This is a genomic window from Streptomyces sp. NPDC097640 (assembly GCF_040302705.1).
Classification (GTDB): domain Bacteria; phylum Actinomycetota; class Actinomycetes; order Streptomycetales; family Streptomycetaceae; genus Streptomyces.
Genome location: NZ_JBEOSB010000012.1, coordinates 165,497 through 182,734 on the forward strand (window position 1 = coordinate 165,497; position 17,238 = coordinate 182,734).

The 17,238-nt window shown below is 73.0% G+C and carries 14 protein-coding genes; 1 reads left to right on the top strand and 13 read right to left on the bottom strand.

Annotation, left to right across the window (positions count from 1 at the left end; all coding sequences use genetic code 11):
- Nucleotides 1-66 precede the first annotated feature (66 nt).
- The 7 genes from ABTY62_RS20745 to ABTY62_RS20775 all read right to left on the bottom strand — a co-directional run bounded on the left by ABTY62_RS20745 (nt 67) and on the right by ABTY62_RS20775 (nt 9,736).
- On the bottom strand, nt 67-2,298 hold the full coding sequence (locus tag ABTY62_RS20745; protein ID WP_352130888.1) for a terpene synthase family protein: 2,232 nt from the start codon (nt 2,296-2,298) through the stop codon (nt 67-69).
- 36 nt (nt 2,299-2,334) lie between these two features.
- A complete protein-coding gene (locus tag ABTY62_RS20750; RefSeq protein ID WP_352130889.1) occupies nt 2,335-3,747 on the bottom strand; it encodes a family 2B encapsulin nanocompartment shell protein in 1,413 nt (470 codons plus the stop codon).
- 143 nt (nt 3,748-3,890) lie between these two features.
- Nucleotides 3,891-4,673 carry an FHA domain-containing protein gene (locus tag ABTY62_RS20755; RefSeq protein ID WP_352130890.1) on the bottom strand — a complete coding sequence of 261 codons (783 nt, stop codon included), beginning with the start codon at nt 4,671-4,673 and terminating at the stop codon, nt 3,891-3,893.
- Between the two features lie 79 nt (nt 4,674-4,752).
- On the bottom strand, nt 4,753-6,657 hold the full coding sequence (locus ABTY62_RS20760; RefSeq protein ID WP_352130891.1) for a serine/threonine-protein kinase: 1,905 nt from the start codon (nt 6,655-6,657) through the stop codon (nt 4,753-4,755).
- Between the two features lie 284 nt (nt 6,658-6,941).
- Nucleotides 6,942-7,856 carry a right-handed parallel beta-helix repeat-containing protein gene (locus tag ABTY62_RS20765; RefSeq protein WP_352130892.1) on the bottom strand — a complete coding sequence of 305 codons (915 nt, stop codon included), beginning with the start codon at nt 7,854-7,856 and terminating at the stop codon, nt 6,942-6,944.
- 134 nt (nt 7,857-7,990) lie between these two features.
- On the bottom strand, nt 7,991-8,923 hold the full coding sequence (locus ABTY62_RS20770) for a D-alanyl-D-alanine carboxypeptidase family protein (RefSeq protein WP_352130893.1): 933 nt from the start codon (nt 8,921-8,923) through the stop codon (nt 7,991-7,993).
- Between the two features lie 75 nt (nt 8,924-8,998).
- Nucleotides 8,999-9,736 (bottom strand): HAD family hydrolase, encoded by a 738-nt coding sequence (locus ABTY62_RS20775; protein ID WP_352130894.1) that lies wholly within the window; start codon nt 9,734-9,736, stop codon nt 8,999-9,001.
- A gap of 99 nt (nt 9,737-9,835) precedes the next feature.
- On the opposite strand from ABTY62_RS20775, the gene ABTY62_RS20780 reads away from it, so the two are divergent.
- Nucleotides 9,836-10,936 carry a lactonase family protein gene (locus ABTY62_RS20780; RefSeq protein WP_352130895.1) on the top strand — a complete coding sequence of 367 codons (1,101 nt, stop codon included), beginning with the start codon at nt 9,836-9,838 and terminating at the stop codon, nt 10,934-10,936.
- 112 nt (nt 10,937-11,048) lie between these two features.
- Here ABTY62_RS20780 and ABTY62_RS20785 read toward each other — a convergent pair whose 3' ends face one another.
- The 6 genes from ABTY62_RS20785 to ABTY62_RS20810 form a co-directional block, all read right to left on the bottom strand.
- A complete protein-coding gene (locus ABTY62_RS20785; RefSeq protein WP_352130896.1) occupies nt 11,049-12,041 on the bottom strand; it encodes a sirohydrochlorin chelatase family protein in 993 nt (330 codons plus the stop codon).
- A gap of 172 nt (nt 12,042-12,213) precedes the next feature.
- Complete coding sequence (locus ABTY62_RS20790) at nt 12,214-13,329, bottom strand: N-acetylglucosamine kinase (RefSeq protein WP_352130897.1); 1,116 nt, start codon at nt 13,327-13,329, stop codon at nt 12,214-12,216.
- On the bottom strand, nt 13,310-14,128 hold the full coding sequence (locus tag ABTY62_RS20795; RefSeq protein WP_352130898.1) for an LURP-one-related family protein: 819 nt from the start codon (nt 14,126-14,128) through the stop codon (nt 13,310-13,312). Before ABTY62_RS20795 ends, ABTY62_RS20790 begins: the two co-directional genes overlap by 20 nt.
- A gap of 39 nt (nt 14,129-14,167) precedes the next feature.
- Nucleotides 14,168-14,842: a uracil-DNA glycosylase gene (locus ABTY62_RS20800; protein WP_311726838.1), complete on the bottom strand. Its 675-nt coding sequence runs from the start codon at nt 14,840-14,842 to the stop codon at nt 14,168-14,170.
- A 90-nt stretch (nt 14,843-14,932) separates the two neighbouring features.
- On the bottom strand, nt 14,933-16,018 hold the full coding sequence (locus tag ABTY62_RS20805) for a WD40/YVTN/BNR-like repeat-containing protein (protein WP_352130899.1): 1,086 nt from the start codon (nt 16,016-16,018) through the stop codon (nt 14,933-14,935).
- Nucleotides 16,019-16,105: 87 nt separating this feature from the next.
- Nucleotides 16,106-17,203, bottom strand: coding sequence for an NADH:flavin oxidoreductase/NADH oxidase (locus tag ABTY62_RS20810; protein WP_352130900.1), 1,098 nt, complete (start codon nt 17,201-17,203; stop codon nt 16,106-16,108).
- Between the last annotated feature and the right edge of the window lie 35 nt (nt 17,204-17,238).

A 17,238-nucleotide genomic window follows, 5' to 3' on the forward strand; every position in this document is an offset into this window, starting at 1 on the left:
CCTCGCGCACGATAAACATCGGATGGCACGCGGGCGATGACGGTGCGATACCCGCACGAAAGGCCGTCAGATGGGCGAGACCTCGGACCTCCGGCGCAGTGTGTCGGCGAGATAGGCGGCCGCGGTGCCAAGCCCCGTGGGCCCGTACGAGGTGCGCGACGGCAGGCCCACCGGGCGGCGCAGCTCGGACTCCGCGTAGCGGAGGGTCTGCCGGTGCCAGCGCAGGATCCCGGACATCCAGTGCTTCAGCTCGCGGGCATAGCGGTCGAGCGTGGTGCGGACCGTCGCGTCCAGCGCCAGGTCCCCGTACATCGCGGGCAGTTCGGTGGCGACGATGCGCTGGAACTCGCGCATCCGGGAGTTGGCCAGATCGCCGACGATGTGCAGGGCCTCCGGAACCCCGCAGCCGAAGAAGTTCTGGACGACCAGCACACCGTTGTGGATCTCGCCCTCGAACTCGATCTCCTTCCGGAACGAGTGGAGGTCGTTGACCAGCGCCGCGTAGTCCCCGGCCGCGTGCTCCAGGGCCTGGAGCGGACGGGCCCGGCGCACCTCGGGAGGTATCGCCGGCCAGCGCGACAGCCGGGACAGGCTCATCGCCAGGTCCGCCCCGAAGGTCTTGCGGCGCATCTCGATGTAGTCGACCGGGTCGGGGACCCGGTGCTCCGTCTCGTTGGCCAGCTCCCACAGCCAGCTGCCGGTCATGTCCTCGACGGCGGTGCGGAAGGCACGGCGCGCGCACACCTCCATCGGCCCCGCCGTACGCGCCCAGAGATCGGCCAGGCCCCGCTCCAGCGCGGTCACCGGGGCGGGGGTGGCGGTGGACTCCACCGGCATGAAGGCCGACAGCCGCGCGTTGCACGCCCTGGCCCCGGCCAGGTCGTGGCCGCGCCCGAACACCACGGGGTAGTAGTCGTCCGCGTAGGTGCCCCAGGTCAGCCAGCCCGTGGTCAGATCCAGCTGCTCGAGGGTGGCGTCCGGGTGGATCCCGGCCGCGGCCAGGGCGAAGTCGCAGGCCCTCAGCTTGCGCTCGTCCCAGACCCCGGCGCCGGGCAGACCGGGCGGCACATCCAGGATGCCCATCCGCCGGCCCCACTCCACGATGTGCTCCCGGGCGCGGTCCAGATGGGGGCTGAGCAGGGCGGGGTAGGGCATATGGAGCCCCGGCAGCCGCACCGGCCCGACCGCCCGGCGCGGCGGGTGCGCATGGCTCCTGAGCCGGGCCGGCAGAGTGACGGCCAGCGAGGTGACGATCCGGGCCGCCGCGCTGCCCAGGCCCGTGGGGCCGCCCGGGAGCGCCGCCCCGCCGCGGTTCATATAGCGGCTGGAGCGCAGGTGCCACTCGTGCCCGCCCGACTGCCAGTCCTGAAGCCCCTTGGCGTAGGTGAGGACGTCCGCGCAGGACCGCGGGGCCAGGCCGGACTCCACGAACAGCTGCGGCAGCTCGGTGAACACGGTGTGCTCGAACTGCTGGAGGCGCGAGGTGATCAGGTCGTTGACGGCCTCGGCGGCCGCCTGGGTGTCACAGCCGAGGAACCGCTCGAAGACCAGCACGCCGTTGGAGAGCTCCCCCTCGTCCTCGACCTCGCGCTGATAGGAGAAGAGATCGTTGCGCAGGTGCACGGCGTCGGCGAAGGCGTCCCTGAGCACCAGCAGCGGCCGGCTCGCCGCCACGGCCTCGGGCACTTCGGCGCCCGCCGCGTACTCCACGATCCCGGCCGACCAGGGGGCGCCGCCGACCTTGCGGCGCATCTCGATGTACTCCAGCGGGTTGGCGACCCGCCCCTCGCTGATGTTGGACAGCTCCCACATGCTCTCTTCGAGCAGATGCCGGGTGGCCTCGGCGAACCGCCGGCGCCAGCCCCGGGACATGACGGGTGTCGTACGGGCCCACAGATCGGCCAGCCCCCGCTCCACCGCGTTCTGAGGCGTCGCGGCGGGCTCGCCGTCGGGGCGCACCGGCATGAAGGCCCGCAGCCGGTCGAGATAGGCCTTGGCGCCCGCCATGTCCCGGCTGCGCTTGAAGCTCTCCAGGAAGTGGTCGTCGAAGAAGAACACCCAGACGTACCAGTCGGTCACCGTCGACAGCACCTCGGCCGACGCGTCCGGGTGGGTGTAGGCGCAGAGCAGGGCGTAGTCATGGGAGTCGAAGTCGGCCTCGTCCCAGACCCCCGACCCTTCGATCATCTCCATCGCACGGGCCCACCGCTTGGAGTGCTCCCGGGCCGCCGCCAGATGGGGATTCAGCCGGGCCGGATACGGCTCGTAGAACTCCGGCAGCTCGAAGGGCTGTGGCATCCGCGCCTCTCACCTCTCGTCGTGTACGGGACGGAGCTAGTCCCGGCCGTGGGAGATCTCGACGTTCTCCAGGACGCCGAGCGCGTCCGGCACCAGGACGGCCGCGGAGTAGTACGCCGTGACGAGGTAGGAGATCAGCGCCTTCTCGTCGATGCCCATGAACCGCACGGACAGCCCCGGCTCGTACTCGTCGGGCAGCCCCAACTGGTGCAGCCCGATGACGCCCTGGTCGTCCTCGCCGGTACGCATGACGATGATGGAGCTGGTGCGCTCCTTGGTGATGGGGATCTTGTTGCAGGGCAGGATGGGCACGCCGCGCCAGGCGGGCACCTTGTTTCCGTTCAGATCGACGTGGTCGGGGTAGAGGCCCCGGGAGTTCAGCTCGCGGCCGATGGCGGCGATGGTCCGCGGATGGGCGAAGAAGAACTTGGCGCCGCGGCGGCGGGTGAGCAGCTCGTCGAGGTCGTCCGGGGTCGGCGGGCCGGAGTGGGTCTGGATCCGCTGGGAGTAGTCGGCGTTGTGCAGCAGCCCGAACTCGCGGTTGTTGATCATCTCGTGTTCCTGCCGCTCGCGCAGGGCCTCGATGGTCAGCCGCAACTGCTGCTCGGTCTGGTTCATCGGCTTGTTGTAGAGGTCCGCCACCCGGGTGTGCACCCGCAGCACGGTCTGCGCGACGCTGAGCTCGTACTCGCGCGGATGGAGCTCGTAGTCGACGAAGGTGCCGGGCAGTTCGATCTCGCCCGCATGGCCGGAGGCCACCGTGATCTCGGCCTCGCCGCGCGCGTTCTGCCGCTGCTGGGGGAGCGCGGCGAACTCCGTGACATGCGCCTGAAGGGCGGGCGAGCCCTCCAGGATCGAGGTGAACTCCCGCCGCGGCAGCCCGAGCAGGGTGCCCCCGGTGACGGCCTTGGCCGTGTACTCCCAGGTCGAGTCGGCGCTGAGCAGACACTGCTCGCCGAACCGGTCGCCGTCGCCCAGCACCCCGAGGCGGGTGGGTTCGCCGTACGGACCGCTGCCGGTCTTGTGGACCTTGCCGTGGGCGATCAGATAGATGTGGTCGGCGGCGGTGCCCTCCTCCGCGAGCACCTCGCCGGCCTCGAAGTCGCGCTGCACGAAGCGGTTGGCGAGCGCCGTCAGCACGCCGACGTCCTCGAAGCCGCGCAACACCGCGAGCTCGCCGAGCTCACGCGGAATGACCTGGACCCGCGCACCGGTCTTCACAAACTCGATGCGGCCGTCCCCGACCGTGTAGGTGAGGCGCCGGTTGACCCGGTACACCCCGCCCTCGGTCTGCACCCAGGGCAGTACCTTGAGCAGCCAGCGGGAGGTGATCCCCTGCATCTGCGGAACGGACTTGGTGGTGGTGGCGAGGTTGCGTGCGGCGGCGGTGCCGAGGCTGAGCTGCTCCTGCCGATCCGGCTGCGCTTCGCTGGCCGCGTCTACCGACATCAGCCGTTCTCCTTTGCGTGCGGGGGGTCTGGCGGCGAACAACCAGCACGCTAGGGGGCGTTGAACGACGGAGGCGGGGACGGCGTAGCCGACTCATCAGATCGGATGATGGTGGGAACGCCGGGGTTTAAGGATCGACGAGATCAGTCGTCGAGATCGCCGTCCAGCAGTTCGAGGTCCGGCGGCACCAGGGTCGTCGACTCGACGAGCCCGCGCAGCAGGTTGTGCAGCAGATTGTGGTCGCTCGGCCCCGCGCCGTCGTCCTCGCGCAGCACCGGGTACGGGAAGTCCCCGCCGCGCTCGATCCGGCGGCGTACCGCCCCCACCTTGCGCTCGATCCGGCGCTCGCCCCAGACGCCCTCGCCGCACAGATAGGTCAGCTCCATGGCCGCCTGCCGGTACGACAGGGGGCGCGGGCACTCCTCGTAGAGCAGGTAGTGCCGGCCGAGCACGACCAGCAGCAGCCGCTCGTCGTCGTCCAGCGGCCACCGCTTGGGCGCCAGGGTGTCGTCCTCCCGCCGCGCCCCGATGCCCCGCTCGCCGTGGTCCGTCACAAACAGCTCGACCAGGTGCTCGCGGTAGCCCGAGCCCCTGACGAACAGCGGTGTGTAGCCGGTGCCCAGGGGGATCGGGTCCATGCTGGAGTGCATCATCCGGCCGCGCGGCAGCCGGACCAGCTGCTGCCCGGTGTTCCGCAGCCACCACCGGCCCTCGCGGTACGTCAGCTCGCCGTGCCGGCGGCTCACCCGCAGATCGCCCTCGGTGACGGGCAGATCCACCTCGGGCCGGCCGGCGCGCCCGAACCGGACGACGCGGCCGGGCGTCGGCGGAACGCTGATGCCGCCGATGATCGAGCGCGCGTGGAGCGTGCCGGGCCGGGCGGGTTCGGCGCCGCGCGCCAGGGTCTCGGGGCGGTGGCTGTCCATCGCTGGCCTCCTCGGGTCGTGCCGTGCCGGGACCCACTGTGCCCCACCGGCGGCGGGACCCCTCCCGCTCGGACACGGGTCAGACGGCCGGGAGGGCGGCGGCGGCCGACCGGGCGAGATCGGTCGCCGTCTCGCAGGGCCGGTCCTGGGCCCGTGCCCCGCTGACCACCAGGCGCAGCCGCTCGGTCGGCCCGTCGTCGTGGCGCTGGTGGGGGTGGTAGAACACATCGACGGTGCAGGTGGAGTCGCCCTCGTACTCCGGCATCACGACGGCGTCGCGTCCGGCGAGCTCGGTGAACCGGGCGTTGTCCGGGGGCGAGAGGAAGCCCTGGTCGAACGCCAGCCGCACCGCCATGCGGTTGGTGGTGCTGTGCCAGCCGCAGGTCCAGCGGCCGAAACCGACGTCCAGGTCGCGGGCGTCGATGCCCGGGACGACCTCAAGCGCCCGGGCGTCGAGCAGCCCGCAGGCGTCCTGACGGGCCAGCGAGTCGGCCGGGAGCTTCGGCGAGCGGCGGGGGACCTCGCCCCGGTTGAGTACGGTGACCGCGTGCCCGACGGCGGCGTCGGCGATGTCGCACAGCGGCGCCTTGGCGTCGTCGGTCAGCTTCGCCTCGACCCTGATGACGATGTCGCGCACACCCGACAGCACGAGCCTGCGACCGCATTCCCTGCTCTCGGCGGGATCCGTGATGACGCCGACCCTCCCCGACATCCTCGCCGTCGCGGCGCTCGGCGGCTCCTCGGTGTCGAGGTCCACCGTCACATCGACGATCTCCCTCTCGTCCGAGCTCAGCACGATGTCGCAGCGGTCGTAATTGCCGTATCGCGGGTCAAGTTGGGCGTTGTCCCCGAATCGCTCGAACGGGCTGGTGCTCAGCAGCGCGCACGGATCCACCGTACGGGGGTCCCCGATGCCGAAGTCGTCGCCGGTCGCCCTGGCGGTCGGTGTGGCGGTCGGCGATCCCTCGGCGTGGGCCGAGCGGCCGCCGCCGTCCCCGTCGTTCGGCCACAGCACCATGGCCACCGCGGCGAGCGCCACCACCGCGGCGGCCGTGCCCCCGGCGAGCAGGGGGCGGCGGCGCAGCAGGGACGGCAGCCGGGCCATGCCGGCCTCATCGGACCCGGTGGGCCCATGCGCCTCAGGGGACTCTTCGGGAGGCGGGTACGGCCTGGTCACCTCATCGAGCGGCACCCGCGGAAGCTGGTCCACCGGCCCCGCGATCTCCCGCAGGGCCCGCAGCGCCGCCGCCGCGCCGGGCCGCCGCCCCGGGTCGCGATGGAGCATCGAGGTGAGCACCTCGCGCAGCGGCCCCACCTCCTCGGTCAGCGCCTCGGTCCGGACCGCGCGCCCGGGGCCGCGCGGCGGCGGCTCCCCGGTGACCAGCGCGTACACCGTGGCCCCGAGCGAGAACACATCCGACGCCCGCTCCGGAGCCCCCCGGAAGGCCTCGGGGGCGGCATAGGCGGGGGTGAGGCTGATCGGGCCGCTCGGCGTGACCGTCCTGCTGCCGTCGATGCGGTACGCGGCGCCGAAGTCGGCCAGCTTGGCGACCCCGTCCTCGGAGATCACCACGTTGTGCGGTTTGACGTCGCAGTGCACGATGCCCTTGGTGTGCAGCGCGTCCAGCGCGTTCGCGACCTGGGCGCCGATATGGGCGGCGAGCTTCGCGGGCAGCCGGGCCGAGCCGTCCAGGCTGCCGCCGGTCACATGCTCCATCACCAGCCAGAAGGTGGTCTTCCGGCCCCGGCCGGAGCGTTCGGCTCCGTAGAGGGTGACCACGTTCGGATGGCTGAACTTCGCCAGCGCACGGGCCTCGGCCAGGAGTTCGCCGAAGGCGGCCCGGCTGTTGTCGTCGGCCAGGGCCCGTTTCAGTACGACGGGCCGGCCCAGCTCCGTGTCGACGGCGAACCAGACCGCGCCTCTGCCTCCGTTGACGGGCCCCTTCGTGAGCCGGTACTTGCCGACCTTCCCACCCGGGCGCACTTCGGACACTCCCCTCACACCGGCTCATGTCGCGCCATGACCCGGCGCGCGCACCGAACTTACTGCGTGAGGAGGCGAGCACACAGCGTTTCGGGCGCACTTACCAAACCCCCGCATCTGTGGAGGCGAGGCGGCCCGCGGCGGCGTACGCCGGGCGGTCGGAGGCGCGCCTGGGGAGCGCTCGGGGAGTGCTCGGGGAGGCGGGGGAGCGCATGACGGAGGCGGGGGACGCGGCCACCCCTGCGGACCGCGTCCCCCGCCCCTGCCCCTCCCCAGCAGGGCTGTTACGGCGCCCCGCCGGGTTCCGGGCCCTCGTAGCCCCGCCGCGACGAGGCGTCGATGCCGACCTCGTAGCGGATCCCGGCGTGGAGCGTGTTGCCGCGGACCCGGGCGCCCGTGGAGTGGATGGCGAGCCCGATGGCGTGGTGGGTCGGCGCGGCGAAGGTGTTTCCGGTGATGGTCGCGTTCTGGACGTCCTCGAACATCAGGGCCTGCGAAGCGCGCAGCGTCTCACAGAAGTTGTCCTTGATGACGAAGTCCCGGGTGGCGCCCCGCCCGTCGCCCTCGCCGTCGTTCGGCCCCTCGGCCATGAGGCACATGTTGTCGACCTGCTCGCAGCGGTTGCCCTCGATGCGCACCCGGTGGCTGGGCGGGGTGTCGCCGGCGAACGTCTGCATGCAGTCGGCGTGCCGGCCGCCGCTGTTGTCGGTGTCGCGCACCGTGTTGTGCGCGATGGTGAGGTCGTCGCCGAAGAAGCGGATGCCGTCGCCGTCCCCGCCCTTCGGGCGGATCACGGTGTTGTCCCGCAGGGTGATCCGACGGCCGGTCAGCTCGATCCCCGGCGCCCGGGGGCGGACCGCCCGGAACCCCTCGACGACCACGTCGTCGGCCTCGACCGTGATCCCGTTCACGGTGTCGCCGCGGCCGGAGTAGCGGCCGGAGTAGACGATCGGCTGCCGCGGTGTCCCGCCCTTGGTGATGACCAGCCGGCGCCGGGACAGATCGCCGTCGAAGCAGACCACGTCGCCCGGGCGGGCCGAGCGCGCCGCCTCGCCGGGACCGGCGGCGTGGCGCGTGCAGCGCGGCGCCGCGCCGGCCTCGGTGCCGCGCGCCCCCGCCCAGGGCCCGGTCAGCGTGATCAGGAGCGCCAGGACCGAGATGGCGAGAAAGCCGACGACGAGTTTCCGGGTGATCCGCATGCCGGCCACCGTAGACAGGCGGCGCCGGGACCGGTCCCCGCTCCGGGCGAACGGCACGACGCCCCGCCCGGAACCGGTCGGAACCGGTCCGGGCGGGGCGTCGCGTGCTGCCGGGCGCTACGGGACGGAGAGGATCAGTCCTGCGGCGTGCCCTGGGGCAACTGGCGCCATGACACCTTGGTGTTGGTGTCGAACGCCCAGTCCAGCATCTTCTTGGCGTCCGGGTACCGCTTCGGGGCGTTGAGTATCACGCCCACCACCGTGCGTCCGTTTCGCTTGGCGGCGAAGACGAGACACCTGCCAGGCGCCGTTCCGGTGCCCGTCTTGATGCCGATCGCGCCGCTGTACGAACCCAGCAGCCGGTTGGTGTTGTTCCAGGAGTACGTCCTCGTCCTGCCGTTGGCCGCCGGCGCCTTCTGAACGGTGTCGACGGACTTGACGACCGTGGTGAGGGTGGAGTTGCCGAGCGCGTGCCGGGCCAGCTTGGCCATGTCGCGCGGGGTGGTGTAGTTCTGCTCCCCGAACGAGATGCCGTCGAAGGTGTCGTAGTGGGTCTTGGTCATCCCCAGCGCGGACGCCTTCTTGTTCATCTGGGAGATGAACGACTTGGTGCGCTTGGCCGTGGTGTCACCGGTGCCGAACGTGTCGGCGAGCGCCATGGCCGCGTCGCAGCCGGAGGGCAGCAGCAGACCGTACAGCAGCTGCTTGACGGTGAGCTTGTCCCCCTTCTTCAGGTCCGCCTTGCTGCCGCCGACGCGGGCGACGTAGTCGATGTACGACTGCTTGACGGTGACCTTCTTGCTGAGGTTCAACCCCCTGGTGTCGAGTACCACCATCGCCGTCATCAGCTTGGTGGTGCTCGCCATCGGGCGCTTGGTGTCGGCCCCCTTGGACCACAGCCGCGTGTTGGTGCCGTTGTCCATCAGATACGCGCCCTTGGCGCTGATACCCGACGGGCCGCCGGCGGCCTCGGCCGTCGACACGGGCAGCGCGATCGTCAACGCCGCCGTGGATGCGATGACGGCCGCTCCCCAGCGCCGCACCGCGGTTCCCCCTAATCTTCTCATATGCCCTCCATCTCCTCGTGATTATTGGGCGAGCGCATCATGTCACCGGGGGATGGATCGGTGGACGTCGGGGCGTCAGTTGCCGTTCGCGGTGGCCCAGTCGTAGGCGGCCCGGGCGTCGAACTCCCGCTGGCCGCCCGGGAAGAGCAGCCCGGCCGAGGCGAACGCCGCGTCGCTGTCCTGCCCGGCGCCGTCGCCCTGCCCGTCCGGGCCGTCCGGCACATAGGGCACGGCGATGCAGCGCATCCCCGCCCGGCGCGCCGCCTCGACCCCCGGCGCCGAGTCCTCCACCACCACACAGTCGGCGGGCGCGGCGCCCAGCAGGCGCGCGGCCTCCAGGAACACATCCGGCTCCGGCTTGCTGCGGCCGACGTCCTCCGACGAGAGGCGGACGGTCAGCCGGGCGCCCAGCCCGGTGGCCTCCAGCGCGGCCTCGATCGCGGCGCGGGAGGAGCCGGACGCGACGGCGAGGGGGTGCCCGGCGGCGTGCAGCAGCTCCACGAACGCGCGCATCCCGGGGAAGGCCGTGGCCCGCTCGCGGGCCAGCTCCAGATAGTGCCGGTTCTTGACGGCGAGCAACTCGTCCACGGGCGCGTCGATGCCGTACTCGCCGCGCAGGATCTCCAGGGTCTCGCGGGTGCCGATCCCGATGAAGCGGGCGTGCTGCTCCCAGGTGAAGCCGGTGACCCCGTACCGCTCCAGGGTCAGCCGCCCCGCCTCGTAATACTGCGGCTCGCTGTCCACGAGCGTGCCGTCCAGGTCGAACAGGACCGCCGGGGTGCGGGGGGTGCCGGGCGTGTTGCGGGAGGTCATGGGCCCAGCATGCCAAGCGGGGCGCCCACCTCGCGCGCCGGGCCCCGCGGCTGCGTTAGCGTCGGCCCTCCACGGTGATGTCGGCGGAAGGGCAGTGCGGTGAGCACCACGCGCAGGGGACAGCGGGCGTACATCGGATCGTTCACCTCGGAGGGCGGCGCCGGGATCGCGGTCGCGTCCGTGGACGCGGAGACGGGCGCGCTGAGCGTTCTGCACACCACGGACGCCGTGCCCAACCCCTCCTACCTCGCGCTCGCCCCCGGCGGCCAGGTCCTCTACGCGGTGAGCGAGACCGACGACGGCGCGGCCGCCGCCCTGAGCGTCGCCGACCCCGCCCGGCCGCCCGCTCCGCTCGGCCCGCCCGTACCGGTGCGCGGCGCCGTCCCGACGCATCTCGCGCTCGCCGCCGGGTGTCTCCTGACCGCCAACTACGGCTCCGGGAGCGTCACCGCGCTCCCGGTCCGGGACGGCGGCGCGCTCGCCGAACCGTCGGCGGTGCTGCGCCACGAGGGCGGCGGGCCGGTCACCGACCGCCAGGAGGGCCCGCACGCGCACGCCGTCGTCCCCGACCCGTCCGGCCGCTGGGTGCTCGCGGTCGACCTGGGCACGGACTCGGTGTGGGTGTACGCGCTGGGCGAGCCGGACGCACGGGGCGGGCAGGACGTACGGCGGGCCGCGGTGCGTACCGTGGACGCGCCCCCGCGCGCGCACCGCGAGGCCCGGCTGCGCCCCGGCAGCGGCCCGCGCCACCTCGCCTTCCACCCCCGCGGCCACCGCGCGTACGTCGTCAACGAGCTGGACTCGACGGTCACGGTGTGCCGGTGGGACGCGGCGTCCGGCGCCCTCGACGCGCTCGGCGAGGTACGCGTCCTGCCGGACGGCACGGACGTCCCCAACTTCCCTTCCGAGGTCGTCGTCTCGGCGGACGGGCGCTTCGTCTGGGTCGCCAACCGCGGCCACGACAGCGTCGCGACCCTCGCCCTCGACGCCTCCGGCGACACCATGACGCTGGTCGCCACCACGCCCTGCGGTGGGCGCTGGCCCCGCGATCTGACCCTGGCCCCCTCGGGCCGCCACCTCTATGCCGCGAACCAGCGCTCCGGCGAGGTGACCTGGTTCGACATCGACCCGGCCACCGGCGTGCCGACCCCGGGGGGCTCGCTCGCCGCCCCCGCGGCCTCGTGCGTGATCTTCGCCTGAGTGCGCGGCCGGGGTGTCCGCGGCGGGGTCGGGCACTCGGCGGTGCCCGACCCGGCCGCCGCGGGCGGGCCCGGCGGCCCGCACGGTGTCCGTGACCAGGCCCGGCGCGATGTCAGCGCATCGCCGGGGCGGGCTGGAGCTTGATGCCCAGCACCGTCGCGTACTTCGACAGCACCAGCTTGCCGACGGCCGGGTACGCGCCGAGCGCCTCCGCGGCCGCGCACTCCGCCTCCTCGGCGGCGGCCGCGGGGAGGTCGGCCGCGACCTCCGGGCCGATCAGGTAAGGGGCGAGGGCGAGCCGGGCGGAGCCCGCCGAGCGGAGCTGCTCGGCGACGCGCATGACGGCCCCGTCCTCGTCCAGCGCGGCGGCCATCACCGGCACGGCCAGGCGCGCGGAGAGCAGCATCCCGGTGATGCCACCTGCCTGGGTCGCCTCGGCGCCGCCGACCGTGGCCAGGATGATCCCGTCCGCGGCGGTCGCGACGGTGAACAGGCGGGCGCGGTCGGCACGGGCCAGGCCCGCCTCCGAGAGGCGCACGTGCAGGGCCTCGGCGAGGAGCGGGTGCGGGCCGAGGACGTCGGTGAGTTCGGCGGCGGAGCCGCTGTGCTTGACGGCCTGGCGTATCCGGCGCAGCAGCGCGTTGTCCGGCCCGGCGAGCAGCGGCACCACGACGGCAGACGCCGCCTCGTCCGCGGCGGCGGGCTCGGCGGCCACCGCCGGGGCCTCCTCGCCGAGCGCCTCGGCCTCGGCCCGGACCGCCTCCGCCTCGGCCCGGGCAGCCGCGGCGGCCAGGCGCGCGCGCTCGCCGCGCTCCTGGGCGGCGCGGGTGAGCACGGACTCCAGGGCCGGGAACTCCGCCGTGTCCCCGTCGCCGTCCACGTAACCGATCCGGGCGTCCAGGCCGGGCAGCTCGGAACGGGCGATGCTCACGATCTCCTCGGCCAGGCTCCGGGTGGCGCCGTCGGGCGAGCCCGGGACGGCGAGTACCAGCGGAGGTGCGCCGACGGGGGCGGCCACGGGCTCCGGTCGGCGGTGCCGTCCGGGCTGGCGGGGACGCGGCATTCGTACAGGCAGGCCGGACGCGGGCCCAGTGGGGGAGCTCATGGCGCCGCATGTTAGTCGCTTGTTGTGATCGACTGTTCGGGAGGGTGCGAGGCGGGGGTATCTGTCCCCATTTGCCGAGGCTAACTGCGCTACGGCGTACAAAGCCCTGCGATGCCGTGCCGGGTCGTGTATCGGCGGGCTCAGGGCATCAGAGCGTCAGCGAATCAGTGCATCAGGGCGTGGCCGCTGCCGGACCGACGTCCACGACGCGCAGCAGCGCGGCGTCCACCGGAAGGCGCAGCGAGTCACCGGCGAGCGCCGCGGCGATCCGCACCGCGCCGGTCAGCGGGTCTCCCGCCGCCGCGGTCACGCGGGCGTGCGGCAGCCGCGCCGCCAACTCGGCGCGCAGGGGTACGAGCAGCGGGTCACCCATCCGGAACAGGCCGCCGGTGAGCCCGACCGCGCATCCCTCGGTATCGGGGCAGACCGCCGCCGCGGCCTCGGCGATGTGCCGTGCGGCGTCCCGCAGGATCGCGTCCGCGACCGGGTCCCGCTCCGCCGCGCACCGCCCGACCTCGGGCGCGAACGAGGCCAGTACGGCGGGCCGGTCCGGGCGCGGATACAGCTTGCCCGGCAGCTCGCCGGCCGGGCCGAACACCGCCTCCAGACGGGCCAGGAGCGGACGGGAGCCGCCGTCGCGCCCGTCGTACGCGCGCATCGCCGCCTCCAGGCCGGCCCGGCCGATCCAGGCGCCGCCGCCGCAGTCGCCGAGGAGATGGCCCCAGCCGTCGGCGCGCCGCCAGCCGCCGCCCGCGCGTGCATCGCCCGCCGCGTCGGCTGCCATGTCGAACGTCGCGCCGTCCGCGCTGTCGTCCGGCAGTGCGACCAGGGCGCCCAGGGCGATCAGGCCGGTGCCGGCCGCGACCACGGCGCCGGACCGCTGGCCGAGGGCCCCGGCGTAGGCGGTCACCCCGTCGGCCGCCAGGGCCAGTCGCCGGGCGCCGAACGAACTCGCCAGCGCGTCGGGCAGCTTGGCGCGCAGATCGTCGCCGAGCGTGGCCATGCCCGCGGCGCCGACGCACACCGCCGCCACACGGTCCGCTCCCGCCTCGCGCAGCAGCGCGTGGGCGGCGGGCTCCACCCGGGCCAGCAGGCTCTCCGCGTCGATGCCCCGGTCGCCGACCACGGCGGGCGTGGGCGAGGACCAGGTCGGGCCGTTCCCCGGACCGTCGCCATGGGACAGCGCGACTCGGACGCCGGAGCCGCCCGAGTCGATCCCGAGGACGAATTCCCGCTGTGTTTCCCGCTTTGTGCGGTCGCCCACCGGCTCAGCCGAACCCGCGCGCATCCTGCTTGAGCGCCGTGTCCACGGTGAGTGCGGTGGCCACGACGAGGCTCAGCAGCGGATCGGGCAGCTGGCGGTGGATCTGGAGGACGTAGTTGTCCGCGGTGGTGAACATCGTCTTCGCCAGACCTTCCCAGGTCTTGGTGATCCGGGCGATCTCGACGTCGGTGTGGTCGACGATGGCGAAGTTCCAGGCGCGCCAGTTCTCCGCCTTGATGGCGCCGATCTGCTGGCCGTTGACCTGAATCGCGAAGTTGATCTTGCCGATGGCGTTCTGCTGTACGATCTCGCCGACCGGCTGGCCGTCCGGGCGGGTCACCAGCACCTTGGACTTGATGAACTTCGCCGGGCGGGTGAGCACCAGATGCGGCTGCCCGTGGGCGTCGCGGATCTCCAGCTTGTGGGTCATGAACTGGTCGAGGCTCGTCATGAACCGAGCCACCTTCTTGAGCGTGCTCTGGCCGACCTGGACCACCGACCCTATGGTCCGCCCGTGCTGGTCGAAGACGCTGTACTCGTTGGTGAGCTCGATCAGCTTGGCCTTCTGGTTCACCACCAGCACCGGCTCGCTGAAGAGCGTGCCGCCGCCCGCGTAGACCGGGGCGACACCCGCCTGCTGCTGCACCTGATGCTGGATCTTCGTCGGGTCCGCGACCGGCTGGGCCGGCTGCTGCGGTACCTGCCCCGGCTGGCCCGGGTGGGTGTGCTCGGTCCACTGTGCGCCGTCCCACCAGCGCAGCTGGTTCGGCGTGCCCTGCGGGTCGGCGTACCAGCCCGCAGGGGTGTTCGGGTGTGTCGTCATGGCGGGCAGACTACCTGCCGCTCACCAGGAAGGAAGCGGTCAGGGAAGGCGCCAGTCCACCGGCTGGGCCCCTTGCTGTACGAGGAGGTCATTGGCGCGGCTGAACGGACGTGAGCCGAAGAAGCCGCGGTCGGCCGACATGGGGGAGGGGTGGGCGGACTCGACGGCCGGCAGGCTCCCGAGCAGCGGCCGTACGTTCCGGGCGTCGCGGCCCCACAGGATGGACACCAGGGGGCGGCCGCGCGCGGCCAGCGCCCGGATGGCCTGCTCGGTGACTTCCTCCCAGCCCTTGCCGCGGTGGGCGGCGGGCCTGCGCGGCGCGGTGGTCAGCGCCTTGTTGAGCAGCAGCACGCCCTGCTCGGACCACGGGGTCAGATCGCCGTTGGAGGGGCGGGGCAGACCGAGGTCGGTGTGCAGCTCGCGGTAGATGTTCTCCAGGCTGCCGGGCAGCGGCCGCACCTCGGGGGCCACCGAGAAGCTCAGCCCCACCGCGTGGCCGGGCGTCGGATAGGGATCCTGACCCACGATCAGGACTCGCACCTCGTCGAAAGGCTGCTGGAAGGCGCGCAGCACATTCTTCCCGGCCGGGAGGTAGGTGCGCCCCGCTGCTATCTCGGCCCGCAGGAAGTCGCCCATCGCGGCGATGCGTCCTTCGACCGGTTCAAGTGCCTTGGCCCAGCCTGCTTCTACGATTTCGTTCAAGGGTCGTGCCACGTCGCGTCACTCTAGTGGCTCGGCGCGTGGCCGTGCGCCATCTCACCGGAGCCCCCTCACCCGGGTACGTCCCTCACCCGGGTTCGCCCCTCACCCCACCACCGCGGCCCGCACGCACAGGACGTCCGGCAGATGCTCGGCGACCAGCCGCCAGCTGTCGCCGTCGTCCGCGCTCGCGTACACCTCGCCGTTGCGATTGCCGAAGTAGACACCCGCCGGGTCGGCGTCGTCCGTGCGCAGCGCGTCCCGGAGGACCACCCCGTAGTGGTGCTCCTCCGGCAGCCCGGCGGACAGCTCGGACCACGACGCCCCCGCGTCCTCGGTGCGGTAGATCCGGCAGCGGTAGTCGGGCGGATAGCGGTCCGAGCCGTCGTTGACCGGGAACACATAGGCGACGCCGCCGCGCCCGGGGTGGGCGGCGACCGCGAATCCGAAGTCGGCGGGGAGCCCCTTGCCGATCTCCGTCCAGGTCGCCCCGGCGTCGTCGCTGCGGTACACCCCGCCGTGGTTCTGGAGATACAGCCGGTCGGGGTCCACCGCGTCCGGCGCGATCTTGTGAACGCACTGGCCGAACTCCGGATAGTGGTCGGGCAGGAACTCCGCCTTCAGCCCGGTGTTGGACGGCGCCCAGCTCGCCCCGCCGTCCGCCGACCGGTACACCCCGCCCGAGGACACGGCCGCCAGCACCGCGCCGGCGTCGCGGGGGTCGGTGACGACGGTGTGGACTGCCTGGCCGCCGAAGCCCGCGCCCCACTCCGGCCGCTGCGGGTGGTCCCACAGGCTCCGTACGAACTCGAAGGTCTCGCCGCCGTCGTCGGAGCGGAAGAGGGCGCCCGGCTGGGTGCCCGCGTACACCACCTCGGGCGCGGCGGGCCCGGCCGGATGCAGCTGCCACACCCGCTCCAGCGAGGTGTCGGTGCCCTCGGGGAAGCGGACCGCGGGCGCGGGCGGCTCATGCCAGCTGCGCCCGAGGTCGTCGGAGCGGAAGACCGACGGGCCCCAGTGGGAACTGTCCGCCCCGACCAGCAGCCGGGGCACGGCGCGGCGGGTGTCGATGCCGACGGAGTACACCGCCTGCATCGGGAAGTGCGGACCGGTCAGCTCCCAGCCCCCACCGCCGCGGCGCCCGAGGAACAGCCCCTTACGGGTGCCGATGGCGAGCAGGACGTCGTCCATGGGGCATCACTCCTTGCGATGTGTCCGACATCACAGAGTCTGCACCCCGCCACTGACAACGGCCTGCTCGGCCCACGCAGCCGCAGGTCAGACGGCCCGGCCGTACTGCGAGGGGGCCGTGACGGCCGCACCCAGTTCGCGCGCCGCGCGCCGCGCCCAGTACGGGTCGCGCAGCAGCTCCCGCCCGAGCAGTACGGCGTCCGCCTCGTCATTGGCGACGATCTTCTCGGCCTGCTCCGGCTCGGTGATCAGGCCGACCGCGGCGACCGGCAGCCCGGTCTCCGCCTTGATCCGCGCGGCGAACGGCACCTGGTAGCCCGGGCCGGTCGGGATCCGCACCCGCGCCGCGTTGCCGCCGGTGGAGACGTCCAGCAGGTCCACGCCGTGTGCCTTGAGCTCCCGCGCGAACCGCACGGTGTCGTCGGCGGTCCAGCCCTGGCGTTCGTCGGAGTCGTCCTCGGTCAGCCAGTCGGTCGCCGAGATCCGGAAGAACAGCGGCAGTTCGTCCGGCCACACCGCGCGTACGGCGTCCACGACCTCGAGCGCGAAGCGCGTCCGGTTCTCGAAGGACCCGCCGTACTCGTCGGTGCGGTGGTTGCTGTACGGCGAGAGGAACTCGCCGATCAGATAGCCGTGCGCGCCGTGGACCTCGGCGACCTCGAACCCGGCGGCCAGCGCGCGCCGCGCCGCCTCGGCGAACTGGGCCACGACCTCGCGGATCTGGTCGGCCGTCAGCTCCTCGGGCACGGGGTGGCCCTCGTCGAACGGCACCGGGCTGGGCCCGAGCGGCTGCCAGCCGCCCCGGTCCTCGGCCACGGGCCCGCCGCCCAGCCACGGCCGGTCGGTCGAGGCCTTGCGCCCGGCGTGGGCCAGCTGAATGCCCGGCGTGGTGCCGTGGGCCTTGAGGAAGGCGGTGATCCGGCGGAAGGCGTCGGTCTGGGTGTCGTTCCACAGGCCCAGGTCGGCGGGGCTGATCCGGCCCTCGGGGCTGACGGCGGTGGCCTCGACCAGGACCAGACCGGTGCCGCCGACGGCCCGCGAGGTGTAGTGCGAGAAGTGCCAGTCGCCGGCCACACCCGCGTCCGGGCCGTCGACCTCGGCGGAGTACTGGCACATGGGCGACATCCAGATCCGGTTGGGAATGGTCAGCGACCGCAGGGTGTAGGGCTCGAACAGCGCGCTCACGGCAGGGCTCCCTCTCATGTCTTCCACGGGACCCT